The organism is Saliniramus sp. (genome assembly GCF_035311605.1).
Taxonomy (GTDB): Bacteria; Pseudomonadota; Alphaproteobacteria; order Rhizobiales; family Beijerinckiaceae; genus Saliniramus.
Window position 1 is genome coordinate 1 of sequence record NZ_DATGCW010000111.1, and the last position, 13,403, is coordinate 13,403.

Here is a 13,403-nt window from a genome sequence, read left to right on the forward strand (position 1 = left end):
TCTGATGGACACGCCCGGCCATGTGGACTTCTCCTACGAGGTCTCGCGCTCGCTCCAGGCCTGCGAGGGCTCGCTCCTTGTGGTCGATGCCAGCCAGGGCGTCGAGGCGCAGACGCTGGCCAATGTCTACCAGGCGCTCGATCAGGATCACGAGATCATCCCGATCCTCAACAAGGTCGATCTTCCCGCCGCCGAACCGGCGCGGATACGCGAGCAGATCGAGGAGGTCATCGGCCTCGACGCCTCGGATGCCGTCGAGATCTCGGCCAAGACCGGGCTGAATATCGAAGCCGTGCTCGAAGCCATCGTCACCCGCCTGCCCCCGCCCAAGGGTGATCGCAAGGCCCCTCTCAAGGCGATGCTGGTCGATAGCTGGTACGATCCGTATCTGGGCGTGGTCGTGCTGGTGCGCGTCATGGATGGCGTGCTCAAGAAAGGCATGGGCATCAAGATGATGGGCACCGATGCCAGCTACACGGTGGACAAGGTCGGCGTGTTTCGCCCCAAAAAATTCGACGTCGCGGAGCTTGCCCCGGGCGAAGTGGGCTTCATCACCGCCGCGATCAAGGAAGTGGCCGATACCCGTGTCGGCGATACCATCACGGAAGAGAAGCGCCCCTGCGCGCAGATGCTGCCGGGCTTCAAGCCCGTGCAGCCGGTGGTGTTCTGCGGCCTGTTCCCGGTCGATGCCGGCGAGTTCGACGATCTGCGCAACGCCATGGGCCGCCTGCGGCTCAACGATGCCAGCTTCTCCTTCGAGATGGAGAGCTCCGCCGCGCTCGGCTTCGGCTTCCGCTGCGGCTTCCTCGGATTGCTGCATCTGGAGATCGTGCAGGAGCGGCTCTCGCGCGAATTCGATCTCGACCTGATCTCGACCGCACCATCGGTCGTCTACAGGCTGATCATGCGTGACGGCACCGAGCAGGAACTGCACAACCCCGCCGACATGCCCGACGTGATGAAGATCGAGCATGTCGAGGAGCCCTGGATTCGCGCCACCATCCTGACGCCCGACGAATATCTCGGCGCCGTGCTCAAGCTCTGCCAGGAGCGGCGCGGCCTGCAGATTGATCTCAATTACGTCGGCAAGCGCGCCATGGTCGTCTATGACCTGCCGCTCAACGAGGTGGTCTTCGATTTCTACGACAGGCTGAAATCGATCTCCAAGGGCTATGCCTCCTTCGACTACCAGATCACGGATTACCGGCAGGAGGATCTCGTCAAGATGTCGATCCTCGTCAATGCCGAGCCGGTGGATGCGCTCTCCATGCTGGTCCACCGCACGCGGGCGGAGAGCCGCGGGCGGGCCATGTGCGAGAAGCTCAAGGAGCTGATCCCGCCGCACATGTTCCAGATCCCCGTCCAGGCGGCGATCGGCGGCAAGGTCATCGCCCGCGAGACCATCCGGGCCTTGCGCAAGGACGTGACCGCCAAATGCTATGGCGGCGACGCCACCCGCAAGCGCAAGCTGCTCGAGAAGCAGAAGGCGGGCAAGAAGCGCATGCGCCAGTTCGGCAAGGTGGAGATCCCGCAGGAAGCCTTCATCGCCGCGCTCAAGATGGACAGCTGAAGCCGATTGCAGCAGCGCCTTTCGCATGAACCAACCGGTGCCCGGAATCGCACGTGCCTTCGTGATAATCGCCATTGAATGCGCGCGCGAGCCGGGTACCCTTCATGCGTTCAGTCGAAGGAGGCTCCCGTGCTGTCCAATCTCGCCACCCGCGATGTCGAAACCCTGATCCATCCCTATACCCAGCTCGCGGCCTTTCGCGACACAGGACCACTCATCCTGGAGCGCGGCGAGGGTGTCTGGGTCTACGATACCGAGGGCAAGCCCTATCTCGAGGGCATGGCCGGTCTGTGGTGCACCTCGCTCGGCTATTCGAATCGGGAACTGGCCGAAGCAGCCTATGAGCAGATGCTCAAACTGCCCTTCCAGCACCTGTTTTCCGGGCGCAGCCACGATCCGGCGATCGAGCTCGCGGAGAAGCTGAAGGAGATCGCGCCGGTGCCGGTCTCGAAGGTGTTCTTCACCTCGTCGGGCTCGGAGGCCAATGACAGCCAGGTCAAGCTGGTCTGGTATTATAATAACGCTCGCGGACGCCCGCAGAAGAAGAAGATCATCGCCCGCCTCAAGGGCTATCACGGCGTCACCGTCGCCTCCGCCTCGCTGACGGGACTGCCGGCCAACCATACCGATTTCGATCTGCCCATCGCCAATATCCTGCACACCTCCTGCCCGCACCATTACCGGTTTGCGCATGAGGGCGAGAGCGAGGAGGAATTCTCCACCCGCCTCGCAGCCGAACTGGAAGAACAGATCCTGCGCGAGGGCCCGGATACCGTCGCCGCCTTCATTGCCGAGCCGGTGATGGGCGCGGGCGGGGCCGTGGTGCCACCGGCGGGGTATTTCCCCAGGATCCAGGAAGTGCTCGCACGCTACGATGTGCTGATGATCGCCGACGAGGTGATCTGCGGCTTCGGGCGTCTGGGCGAGATGTTCGGCTCCACCGCCCTCGATATCCGCCCCGACAGCATCTCGGCCGCCAAGGCGATCACCTCGGCCTATGCGCCGCTGGGCGCGGTGATGCTCAACGAGGACATCTATCAGGCCATGCTGGACGAGAGCCGCAAGATCGGCGTGTTTGGCCACGGCTTCACCTATTCCGGCCACCCGGTCTCATGCGCCGTGGCGATCAAGACGCTGGAGATCTACCAGCGCGAGGATATCGTCGGGAAGGTGCGTGCCCGCGCGCCGCATTTCCAGAAACGCGTCACGGCGCTGGAACAGCATCCGCTGATCGGCGAATCGCGCGGCATGGGCCTGATCGCCGGAATGGAGATCGTGGCCGACAAGGCAACGAAGCGGCAATACGATCCGAAGAAGGGCGTCGCGGCGAAGACCGTGACCTTCGCCCAGGAGGAAGGCCTGATCGTGCGCTCGCTCGCCGGCGACCGCATCGCGCTCTGCCCGCCGCTGATCATCACCGAGGAAGAGATCGACGCCCTGTTCGACCGGCTCGAACGCGCCCTCGACAAGACGCTCGACTGGGTCACGCGGGAAGGTCTCACCTGAGCGGCACCGGGACGCTACCTCCACGTCCATGAGGCGCGCGGGCACGCCCGCGACGCCATCGCTGCATGCGTCGGGAAAGCGACAGCGGGTCGCATGGGCTTTTTTCGTCGTGTTCCGATATTTCAGAAATAACTGAAATCCCGGAAAGGCGTGAAACGCACAAGGCCATGAATCTTCCCCCGCTGGTACAGACATTCGTTCTGCATTTCGGAGAAATGGGCTCGCGCTGGGGTGTGAACCGCACCGTCGGCCAGATCTACGCGCTGCTCTTCGTCTCCCCCGAACCGCTCAATGCCGACGACATCGTCGAGGCACTGGGTGTTTCGCGATCCAATGTGAGCATGGGGCTGAAGGAGCTCCAGGCCTGGAACCTCGTGCGCCTGCGCCACAAGCCGGGCGACCGCCGCGACTATTTCGGCACGCCCGAGGATATCTGGGTGATCGTGCGCACGCTGATCGAGGAGCGCAAGAAGCGCGAGATCGATCCGACGCTCTCGCTGCTGCGCGAAACCCTGATGGAGCGCCCCGAATCCGAATTCGAGCGCCATGCACAGGAGCGCATGCGCGAGATGCACGATCTCATCGACATGCTCACCGACTGGTATGCAGACATGCGCGCCATTGAGACCGAGCGGCTGGTGCAACTCATGAAGCTCGGCTCGAAAATCTCGCGCGTGCTGGAATTCCGGGACCGTCTCGGCTTTTCCGGCAAACGCAATGATCCCCCCTCCCCCGATGACGAGGAGCGTTCACGATGATGGACACTCTGATCCTGTCCCGAATCCAGTTCGGGGCGAATATCACCTTCCACATTCTCTTTCCGACGATCACCATCGCGCTCGGCTGGGTGCTGCTCTTCTTCAAGCTGCGCTACAACCGCACCGGCGACATGGCCTGGATGGATGCCTACAAATTCTGGGTGAAGGTCTTTGCGCTGACCTTCGCGCTCGGTGTCGTCTCGGGTGTGACCATGTCCTTCCAGTTCGGCACCAACTGGCCGGGCTTCATGGAGAGCGTGGGCAATGTGGCCGGGCCGCTGCTCGCCTACGAGATCCTGACCGCATTTTTCCTTGAGGCGACCTTCCTCGCGGTGATGCTGTTCGGCTTCAACCGGGTCTCGAACCGCATCCATACCCTGGCGACGGTACTCGTCGCCTTCGGCACGACCATGTCGGCCTTCTGGATTCTCGTCCTGAATTCCTGGATGCACACGCCCCAGGGCTTCGAGATGCGCGACGGCGTGGCGTTCGTGACGGACTGGTCGGAGGTGATCTTCAACCCCTCCATGCCGTATCGCCTGACGCATATGCTGCTCGCCTCCGGCCTGACCGCCGCCTTCCTGATCGCGGGCGTCTCGGCCTATCGCCTGCTGCGCGAGGACCGCTCGGAGGGCGTGGGCAAGGCGCTGCGCACCGGCGTCGTCATGGCCGCGCTGCTGATCCCGGCCCAGATCTTCGCCGGCGACATGCATGGCCTCAACACGCTGGAGCACCAGCCGGCCAAGGTGGCCGCGATGGAGGGCAACTGGGAGACGCGCGGCAACGTCCCCCTCGTGCTCTTCACGCTGCCCGATGAGCATGCCCGCGAGAACCGCTTCGAGATCGCGATCCCCAACGGCGCCAGCCTGATCCTCAAGCATGATCCTGCCGGCGTGGTGCCGGGACTCAACGACTTCGTGCGTGAAGACGGTACTGTCGCGCATCCGCCCGTGGCGCCCGTCTTCTTCGGCTTCCGGGTCATGGTCGGTATCGGCATGCTGATGCTGGTCGCTTCCTGGTTCGGCAGTTTCCAGCTCTATCGTCGCGGCACGCTCTCGCCCTGGATGCTGCGCGGCTTCGTGGCCATGACCTTCTCCGGCTGGGTCGCCACCGTGGCCGGCTGGTATGTTACCGAGATCGGACGCCAGCCCTGGCTGGTGAGTGGCGTGCTGACCACGGCGGAAGCTGTCACCACGACGCCGGTCGGCATGGTGGCCTCGACGCTCGCCATGTATCTCGCCATCTACGCGGCGTTGACGGCGGCCTATATCTGGACGCTGTTCCACCTCGCCCGCCGCGACGGGGCGTCGGCCACGGTCGGCCAGGCAACGGCGGCGCAATCCAGCATCGTGAAGGGCGGCGCTCGCATCGCCGGGCCGGTTCCGGCGGAGTGAGCGCTCCATGAAACGCACGCCAGATCTCCCTCCCCTCAGGGGAGGGAATAAGGGTGGGGTGCACACGTCATATCGCGGCGCCATGCCCGAATACAAATCTGAGAGGATCTCGAGATGGATGCATTCTTCGGAGGTGAGTCCTGGTTGCCCGTGGCCTTTGTCGGGCTGATGGGCGTGTCGATCCTGCTCTATGTCATCCTCGACGGATATGATCTCGGTGTCGGAATCCTGTCCGGGCTGACCAACCAGCACAAGGACAGGATGATCGCCTCGATCGGGCCGTTCTGGGATGCCAACGAGACCTGGCTGGTGCTGGCCGTCGGGCTGCTGCTCGTCGCCTTTCCCTTCGCGCAGGGCGTCATTCTCGGGGCGCTCTACCTGCCGGTGGCGGTGATGCTGCTCGGGCTGATCCTGCGCGGGGTCGCGTTTGATTTCCGCGCCAAGGTCGCGCCTGAACAGAAAGTCTGGTGGGACCGCGCGTTCTTCGGCGGGTCGTTGCTGACCGCGCTGTCGCAGGGCTACATGCTGGGGCTCTATATCCTCGGCTTTGAACGCACGCTTGTGAATGTCGCCTTCGCGGGCCTCGTCGCCGTGGGGCTTGCTGCCGCCTATGCCTTCATCGGGGCGGGCTGGCTGATCCTAAGGAGCGAGGGTAGGCTGCAGGCGCGTGCCGTGCGCTGGGCGAAGGTTTCGCTCTGGCTGAGCGCCATCGGCCTCGCTGCCGTCTCGATCGCCACGCCGCTCGTCTCCGAGCGCATCTTCGAGAAGTGGTTCGCCATGCCCTATCTTCTGATGCTCGCGCCGATCCCGCTGATCACGGGAGCGCTGATCATCGCCCTGCACCATGTGCTGAAGGTGCTGCCAAACCATACCGACCAGCTGAGCTGGGCGCCGTTTTCCGGAGCGATTGCCGTGGTCTTCCTCGCCTTCTACGGGCTGGCCTATTCGTTCTACCCCTATGTGGTGCCCGAGCAGATGACGGTGTGGGAGGCCGCCGCTGCCGATGAATCGCTGATGATCATGTTCATCGGCGCCTGCATCGTGCTGCCCCTGATCGGGCTCTATACGAGCTTCATCTACCGGATCTTCTCCGGCAAGACACAGGATCTGCGCTATTACTGAGCACCGCCATCGTATCGTTGGCCATCGGCGAGCATTACCAGCCTGCCGATGCGCTGATTGAGCAGGTTAGCACGAATCAACCGGATTGAGAGCTCACCGGCGACGACGCCCCGGGCACGCATCTGGAGGTAATAGCGGCCACCGGAATGGCGGGCGAGATAAGAGGGACGCATGACGCATCAACCCTGGTCAGGCAGCGCCGTTTCCCGCTTTTTGCCTTTGATACATCTCAATGAGACGTCACAAACGGGAGGGGAACCGATTCTGCGCAAGTTGTTGATCTGACTTGCTTTTCTGACCCGGGAAAAAGTGGTAGCGGAGGAGGGACTTGAACCCCCGACACAAGGATTATGATTCCTCTGCTCTAACCTGCTGAGCTACTCCGCCCCGTTGCGCGGTTTACGTTGCCAACGCGCGTAATCGGCAGGGGGGATATACGGAGCGCGGGGCGGGGTGTCAAGCGAGGCCGCGAGGCCAGTTCCGGTTTTTCAGTTGCGCTTGACCAGACGCATCAGCTTGAACCAGCCGGCGGGGAAAAGCGGCGCGATTTCGGTCACCTCCACATCGCCGCGCGCCTCGGCCCAGGCCTTGATCCGCGCGATTCGAAAAGCCGAACTCCAGCCCACCTTCTTCATGAGCGGCGCCACCCATTCCTCGATCTTCGCCATGGCACCCGTATCGTAACCGAGTTTCGAGGAGATCACGATCGCGCCGCCGGGCTTGAGCACCCGCATCGCCTCGTCGAGCGCGGCTTCGGGATCAGGCACGAGGGTGATCACGAAGGGCACGGCCACCGCGTCGAAGCTTTCATCGGCAAAACCCAGCCGGCAGGCATCCATGGCGGCGACGAGGCGCGTCTGTGGCGCGGCGCCCGAGAGCATCTTGTCGCGGGCGCGCTCCAGCATGTGGAAGGAGAGATCGACGCCGATCACCCGCGCACCCTCCGGATACCAGGGCAACACCAGACCGGTACCGACTCCGATCTCGAGGATGTCCGGCCCCGACTTCGCGGCGGTGAGTGCGGTCTTCGCATGCGCGTCGGCGAGAAGCTTGTGATAGACCCGGTCGTAATACGGGGCCCAGCGCTTGTAGGCGCGTTTCTGTCCTTCGAGATCGTAGGCGACCGCCATCGTGTTTCCGTTGATTCTTGTGCGATGCCGCTCAGACGGCGCCGATCCTGCGTGCGGGCTCTGCGCCGATCATGTCGAGACGCGGAGCGCCGACACGGGTGGCGATGGTGCCGCCGCCGAGCACGCGCGCACGGGGATCGTCGCCCTCGTAGAACACGCAGGCCTGGCCGGGGGAGACCCCGTCCTCGGCCACGAGCAGCTCGACCTCGGCCGCGCCGTCCTTCATCCGCAGGATCGCGGGGCCGGGCGCGCGCGTCGAGCGCACGCGGGCGCAGATCTCGATACCAGTCTCGCCGATCTGGGAAAGCGGCGTGTCGCCGAGCCAGTTGACGTCGCGCAGGATGATCTTGCGGGTGGCAAGCGCCTCGCGCGGGCCAACGATGACGCGCCCGCGATCGGCATCAAGCGCCACGACGAAGAGCGGCTCGCCCACGGCGATGCCGAGCCCCCGGCGCTGGCCGACCGTGTAATGGATGATCCCCTCGTGGCGGCCCAGAACGCGCCCGTCGAGATGGACGATATCCCCCGGCTCCGCCGCATGCGGCTTCAGCTTGGCGATCACATCGGCGTAATTGCCGTTGGGCACGAAGCAGATATCCTGGCTGTCGGCCTTTTCAGCCACGACCAGCCCGATCTCGCGGGCAAGCGCGCGGGTCTCGCTCTTTTCCTGCTCGGCAAGCGGGAAGCGCAGCATGGCGAGTTGTTCGGGCGTCGTGGCATAGAGGAAATAGCTCTGGTCGCGCGACGGATCGAGCGCGCGGTAGAGCGCCCGCCGGCCGTCGGGCAGCGCGCGGCTCGCGACGTAATGCCCGGTGGCGAGCACATCCGCACCGAGTTCCTGCGCGGTGGCAAGGAGATCCCTGAACTTGATCGAGCGGTTGCATTCGACGCAGGGGATCGGCGTCTCGCCGGCGAGATAACTGTCGGCGAAATTGTCGATCACCGCCTCGCGGAAGCGGGATTCGTAATCAAGCACGTAATGCGGAATGCCGAGCATTTCCGCCACGCGGCGGGCATCGTGAATATCCTGCCCGGCGCAGCAGGCGCCCTTGCGATGCACGGCGGCGCCATGATCGTAGAGCTGCAGGGTAATGCCGATGACGTCATAACCCTCGCGCTGCATCATTGCGGCGACGACGGAGGAATCGACACCGCCCGACATGGCCACGACGACGCGCGTCTGCGACGGCTCCTTCGCGATATCCAGGCTGTTGCGCATGGGCTCCTCGTCAGATGGTTCGATTGATACGGCACGCCCCGCGCGTTTCAATACACGGGATGGCGCATGATTTCCAGCGCCGCCGGGCGATCGCCGTGAGAAACACGCACAGTCTCATGCGGGGCACCCAGCCCTTCGCACCGGATCCGCAGGAGCGGCAGCCACCCTGCCCGCCCGCGCCGACCTTCTGTCGCGCTCAACGCCTGCCGCGTGCATCCTGCAAGGCCATGATGCGCTGCGCGAAACGCTGCTGCATCGTCTCGATCGGCTGCGGCGCGAGCAACTCCTCGCTCGCGGGAGACAATGTCCGGGGCTTGCCGAAGAAGCGCTCGGCTTCCTCCTCGGCGAAGCCGGCGAGCCGGACGGCTTCGTGGAAGGCGGCGGCGCCGTCGGCGCGCTTCATCAAGGCGGCAAGTGCCCGCGAGGGCGTGGCGGAGAGGCCGAAATGCAGGCGGATTGCCCCCATCAGCCGCGCCTCGACCTGCTTGTAGGTATCGCCGATCACCGCCTTGAAGGGTGAGATCATGTCGCCGATTACATATTCCGGCGCGTCATGCAGAAGGATACCGAGTCGCTCACCGGGCGTCAGCGCCTGCGCCATATCCTCGGCGACCGCCTCCACCAGCAGCGAATGCTGGGCCACCGAGAAGATGTGTACGCCATGCGTCTGCCCGTTCCAGCGCGCGACACGGGCGAGGCCGTGGGCGATGTCTTCGAGTTCGATATCCAGCGGCGAGGGATCGAGCAGATCAAGCCGCCGCCCGGACAGCATCCGTTGCCAGGCGCGCGCGGGTGCATGTGCGGATGATTGACGGCTCATGTGCACGCTCCGTTGATCCGGATATCGGCAAGCGCTGAGCATTCGGCATGACGAAAGCAACCCGTGAGGTGGTCATTGGTCATGCCCACCGCCTGCATGAAGGCATAGATGATGGTCGGTCCGCAAAAACCGAACCCTTCCGCCTTCAGCGCACGCGAGATGGCCTGCGATTGTGCATTCTGCGTCGGTACGGATTCACGGGTCTGGTATTGCGGCTGCATCGGGCGTCCATCGACGAATTTCCAGAGGAAATGCGCAAACCCCTCCCGCTCCTCGATGGCGAGCCAGGCGCGCGCCCCGGCAATGGTAGCGACGATCTTGGCGCGGTTGCGCACGATGCCGGCATCATTCATCAGCGCCCCGATGCGCGCCTCGTCGAAGCGCGCAATGGCCTGCGGGTCGAATCCGGCAAAGGCCGCACGGAAGGCCTCGCGTTTGCGCAGGATCGTGATCCAGGACAGCCCGGCCTGGAAACCGTCGAGAATGAGCTTCTCGAACAGCGCCCGCCCATCGGTCTCTGGCACGCCCCATTCGGTATCGTGATAGCCGACATAGAGCCGGTCATGCCCCGGCCACCAGCAACGGGCCAGCCCGTCCGTGTGGGTAATCAGTGACGGACCGGGCGCCATGGCCCGCTCAGCGCATATCGGCGCTGAAGGAATAGGAAAGACCGAAGCCGGCGGAGAACTGGTTGGGCGAACCATGCGTGCGCACCAGCGGCGACTTGCGCACTTCGCCGGCGAGGCGGTCATAGCGGGCAAAGGCCCGGACCGTCCAGTCAGGCGTGACGGCATAGCTGGCAGAGCCGATCACGCCGAAAGCACGGATTCCCGAGCCCGGCGAATACAGCGCGAGTCGCGAACCGGCCGCCTGCTGCGCGCGGCTGACGCCGAAATAGGTACGGTTGTATTCGGCATTCGCCCAGGAGAGGCGCGGACCGACCGAGAGCGTCCATTGCGTGTCCGGACGCATGACGAGATCAGCCCCCACATCCGCGAGAACGCCGGTATGGCCGCCAATTCCGTGGCGCATCTCGGCGCTCAATCGGAAATTCTGGCTCGCCCAGATCTCTGCGAAGCCGCCGATCTCAGCCGTGAAACCGACATTGCCGAGCCCCGTGAGGGCGGCGGCGTCACTTTCAGCGCGACGCCCGCGGAACTTGCCCACGGCGCCGACGCGCACATTCTCCACCTCAACGAGGCCGATGCGTATGCCGTCATCAGGCGCACGGAACCGGGTCGGCGCGCCCGTGCGGCGAATGGAGAAGATCGGCATGGGGCGCACGCGATAGGTTTTGGCGCCCTCGAATTGAGGCAGAAGGCGGGCTTGTGCCCCGATCGTCATGGTCCAGCTGCCGGCGAAGACATTGGTCGTCTGGGCCTGCGCGGAGGTGGCCGACACGACACAAGCACCCGCAGCAAGGCCTGCACCGAGCAGCACACCGGAAAGGGTGTGGCGGTTGAGCGGCTGAAAACGTGAATTCATGGTCATCATTGATCCGATGGTTACGCAACTCTGACTGAGTAACGATAATGCCGCGTAAACGGTCAAGACATTCTTAACGGCCCTTCCGTCTAGCGCCGCTACCGCTCGCTGTCGAGCCCGGATGCGGCGCGCGGAAGGGAAATGCCCAGCCAATCGGGCTGAATCAAGGCAAGCCGCGCCTGACCGGATTCGAGGGCAATTCCGGATTCCAGCGCATCAGCCACCCGATCGAGCCGCAATTTCGCCATGGCACGATCCTGCGTCGTGCTGACGCAGGTCCCGACCACCTTGCCCCCGGCGGTGATCTCCACGCCCGGCTCCGGCAAGGCACCGGCCAAAGCCGTCACGGGAACGAAACGCGTGCGCGCCGTACCGCGATGCTGCATGCGCGAAACGACCTCCTGGCCGACGTAGCAACCCTTGGTGAAATCCACCCCGCCATTGTGATCCATCAGCGCCTCGTGCGGGAAGGTCTCGCCGAAAGCGTAGTCCGAACCGCCCTCGGGCATACCATGCGCCATGCGATGGGCCTTGTAATCATCGCCCGACGCGTCGCCCGCCGGCGCATCGCCCGCTGTCGCGATCGCCCTCCAGCCAAGGGCGGCGAGGCGCGGGTCGGGGCCTGCGGCAAGTGCCGTCTTTGGAACCGTCGCATCGTCCCAGCCAGCGATGATGGCGAGATCGTCGGGCCGCGCGTCGAGCGTCACCTTGGCGCGCAGCCGATAGAATTTCAGCCGTTTGGCGAGTTCGGGAAGCATGTCGCTCCGGCAATCGAGATAAAATCCGCCCTCCGCTTCGGGCGCGACATGGAGGAAGAAATCGAACAGGATCTTCCCCTGAGGCGTGAGCAGCGCCGCGAAGATCGGCTTGCCCGGTTGCGCATTGTCCACATCGCTGGTGATCAGCCCGTCGAGAAAGCCATGCGCCGCCTCACCGGCGACATGCAGAACCGCGCGATCATCCAGTCTCGCCAAAGGCATGTCATGCTCCCGTATCTGGAAAATGGCCGCGAGCAACCCCGCTCTGGCTGGAGATAGACCCACGCACCCGTGCGCTCAAGGCATGCCGGTGATGACAATGCCACGGTTTTGTCGCATCCCTAGGCGCAATCAATTCTGCGATAAGGAAACGCGAGGCATGCGATGGCGGTTTTCGATCTGATTCTCAAGGGCGGGTGCGTGGTCAATCACGATGGCGAGGGCATACGCGATATCGGCGTGCGCGCCGGCCGCATCGCCGAGATCGGCGATATCTCGCAAGCTTCAGCCGAGCGCGTGATCGATTGCACCGGTCTCCATATCCTGCCCGGTGTGATCGACAGCCAGGTGCATTTCCGCGAGCCGGGCCTTGATCACAAGGAAGATCTCGAAACCGGCGCCCGCGCGGCGGTGATGGGCGGCGTCACCAGCGTATTCGAGATGCCCAATACGAATCCCCAGACGACGACACCGGAAGCGCTGGCCGACAAGATCGCCCGTGCGACGAACCGCATGCATTGCGATTTCGGCTTCTGGGTCGGCGGCACGCATGAGAACGCGAAGGACATCCCCGAGCTCGAGCGCCTGCCTGGCGCCGTGGGCATCAAGGTCTTCATGGGCTCCTCGACGGGCTCGCTGCTGGTTGAGGATGATGGCGGCGTCACCGAGATTCTGAAACGCACCCGGCGGCGCTCGGCCTTCCATTCTGAAGACGAGGAAATGCTGCGTGAACGCAAGCCCCTGCGTGTGGAAGGCGATCCGCGCTCGCATCCCGTCTGGCGCTCGCCGGAAGTCGCGCTGAAATGCACCGAGCGGCTGGTGCGCATCGCGCATGCGACCGGCGCCAAGATCCACGTGCTGCATATCTCGACGAAGCAGGAGATGGATTTTCTCGTCGATCACAAGGACGTCGCCACCGTGGAGGTGACGCCGAACCATCTCACGCTCACCGCGCCGGAAGCCTATGAGCGCCTCGGCGCGCTTGCCCAGATGAACCCGCCTGTGCGCGACGAGGGCCATCGCGAGGGCATCTGGCGCGGTCTCACCCAGGGCATCGTCGATGTGCTCGGCTCCGACCACGCCCCGCATACGCTGGAAGAGAAGCAGAATGCCACCTATCCGAACACGCCCTCGGGCATGACCGGGGTGCAGACATTCGTGCCGGTGATGCTCGATCACGTCAACAAGGGCCGGCTCTCGCTGACGCGCTTCGTCGATCTCACCTCGGCGGGCCCCCAGCGCATTTTCGGCATTGCCCGCAAGGGGCGTATTGCAGCCGGCTATGACGCCGATTTCACCATCGTCGACCTGAAGAAGCAGATGACCATCACCAATGACTGGATCGCCTCGAAATGCGGCTGGACGCCCTATGACGGGGTCTTGGTCACGGGTTGGCCCGTCGGCACGATGGTGCGCGGCAAG

General features: G+C 64.2%; 12 protein-coding genes and 1 tRNA gene. 6 read left to right on the forward strand and 7 right to left on the reverse strand.

What is annotated here, in order from left to right; translation table 11 throughout:
* The 5 genes from lepA to VKP01_RS05350 form a co-directional block, all read left to right on the forward strand.
* Window positions 1-1,570: translation elongation factor 4 (lepA, locus tag VKP01_RS05330; RefSeq protein WP_324410983.1), on the forward strand; the 1,570-nt coding region annotated here is incomplete at its 5' end.
* Between the two features lie 129 nt (window positions 1,571-1,699).
* Window positions 1,700-3,076 carry an aspartate aminotransferase family protein gene (locus VKP01_RS05335; protein ID WP_324410985.1) on the forward strand — a complete coding sequence of 459 codons (1,377 nt, stop codon included), beginning with the start codon at window positions 1,700-1,702 and terminating at the stop codon, window positions 3,074-3,076.
* A gap of 167 nt (window positions 3,077-3,243) precedes the next feature.
* Window positions 3,244-3,834, forward strand: coding sequence for a GbsR/MarR family transcriptional regulator (locus VKP01_RS05340; protein WP_324410987.1), 591 nt, complete (start codon window positions 3,244-3,246; stop codon window positions 3,832-3,834).
* A complete protein-coding gene (locus tag VKP01_RS05345; RefSeq protein ID WP_324411005.1) occupies window positions 3,834-5,228 on the forward strand; it encodes a cytochrome ubiquinol oxidase subunit I in 1,395 nt (464 codons plus the stop codon). Before VKP01_RS05340 ends, VKP01_RS05345 begins: the two co-directional genes overlap by 1 nt.
* A gap of 114 nt (window positions 5,229-5,342) precedes the next feature.
* Entirely contained in the window at window positions 5,343-6,350 is a 1,008-nt protein-coding gene (locus tag VKP01_RS05350; RefSeq protein WP_324410988.1) for a cytochrome d ubiquinol oxidase subunit II, read from the forward strand.
* A gap of 310 nt (window positions 6,351-6,660) precedes the next feature.
* Here the strand turns inward: VKP01_RS05350 and VKP01_RS05355 are convergent.
* From VKP01_RS05355 to VKP01_RS05385, 7 genes are all read right to left on the reverse strand, one after another.
* Window positions 6,661-6,737 (reverse strand) — tRNA-Met (locus VKP01_RS05355).
* 101 nt (window positions 6,738-6,838) lie between these two features.
* The gene (locus tag VKP01_RS05360) at window positions 6,839-7,480 is read right to left on the reverse strand and encodes a class I SAM-dependent methyltransferase (protein WP_324410990.1); all 642 of its coding nucleotides are present in this window, start codon (window positions 7,478-7,480) and stop codon (window positions 6,839-6,841) included.
* Between the two features lie 31 nt (window positions 7,481-7,511).
* On the reverse strand, window positions 7,512-8,699 hold the full coding sequence (mnmA, locus tag VKP01_RS05365; RefSeq protein ID WP_324410992.1) for a tRNA 2-thiouridine(34) synthase MnmA: 1,188 nt from the start codon (window positions 8,697-8,699) through the stop codon (window positions 7,512-7,514).
* Between the two features lie 196 nt (window positions 8,700-8,895).
* Complete coding sequence (locus tag VKP01_RS05370; RefSeq protein ID WP_324410995.1) at window positions 8,896-9,519, reverse strand: HD family hydrolase; 624 nt, start codon at window positions 9,517-9,519, stop codon at window positions 8,896-8,898.
* Window positions 9,516-10,148 (reverse strand): DNA-3-methyladenine glycosylase I, encoded by a 633-nt coding sequence (locus VKP01_RS05375; protein WP_324410997.1) that lies wholly within the window; start codon window positions 10,146-10,148, stop codon window positions 9,516-9,518. Before VKP01_RS05375 ends, VKP01_RS05370 begins: the two co-directional genes overlap by 4 nt.
* Before the next feature lie 7 nt (window positions 10,149-10,155).
* The gene (locus VKP01_RS05380) at window positions 10,156-11,004 is read right to left on the reverse strand and encodes a MipA/OmpV family protein (protein ID WP_324410999.1); all 849 of its coding nucleotides are present in this window, start codon (window positions 11,002-11,004) and stop codon (window positions 10,156-10,158) included.
* Window positions 11,005-11,102: 98 nt separating this feature from the next.
* On the reverse strand, window positions 11,103-11,984 hold the full coding sequence (locus VKP01_RS05385; protein ID WP_324411001.1) for a folate-binding protein: 882 nt from the start codon (window positions 11,982-11,984) through the stop codon (window positions 11,103-11,105).
* A 162-nt stretch (window positions 11,985-12,146) separates the two neighbouring features.
* On the opposite strand from VKP01_RS05385, the gene VKP01_RS05390 reads away from it, so the two are divergent.
* Window positions 12,147-13,403, forward strand: a 1,257-nt coding sequence (locus VKP01_RS05390; protein WP_324411003.1) for a dihydroorotase, incomplete at its 3' end; no start/stop codon positions are given.

Bases quoted from the DNA above. Each gene is read 5' to 3' on its own strand.
- VKP01_RS05385 (WP_324411001.1), bottom strand. From the start codon at position 11,984: ATGCCTTTGGCGAGACTGGATGATCGCGCGGTTCTGCATGTCGCCGGT.
- VKP01_RS05345 (WP_324411005.1), top strand. From the start codon at position 3,834: ATGGACACTCTGATCCTGTCCCGAATCCAGTTCGGGGCGAATATCACC.
- VKP01_RS05340 (WP_324410987.1), top strand. From the start codon at position 3,244: ATGAATCTTCCCCCGCTGGTACAGACATTCGTTCTGCATTTCGGAGAA.
- VKP01_RS05375 (WP_324410997.1), bottom strand. From the start codon at position 10,148: ATGGCGCCCGGTCCGTCACTGATTACCCACACGGACGGGCTGGCCCGT.
- VKP01_RS05370 (WP_324410995.1), bottom strand. From the start codon at position 9,519: ATGAGCCGTCAATCATCCGCACATGCACCCGCGCGCGCCTGGCAACGG.
- VKP01_RS05380 (WP_324410999.1), bottom strand. From the start codon at position 11,004: ATGAATTCACGTTTTCAGCCGCTCAACCGCCACACCCTTTCCGGTGTG.
- VKP01_RS05360 (WP_324410990.1), bottom strand. From the start codon at position 7,480: ATGGCGGTCGCCTACGATCTCGAAGGACAGAAACGCGCCTACAAGCGC.
- VKP01_RS05350 (WP_324410988.1), top strand. From the start codon at position 5,343: ATGGATGCATTCTTCGGAGGTGAGTCCTGGTTGCCCGTGGCCTTTGTC.
- mnmA (WP_324410992.1), bottom strand. From the start codon at position 8,699: ATGCGCAACAGCCTGGATATCGCGAAGGAGCCGTCGCAGACGCGCGTC.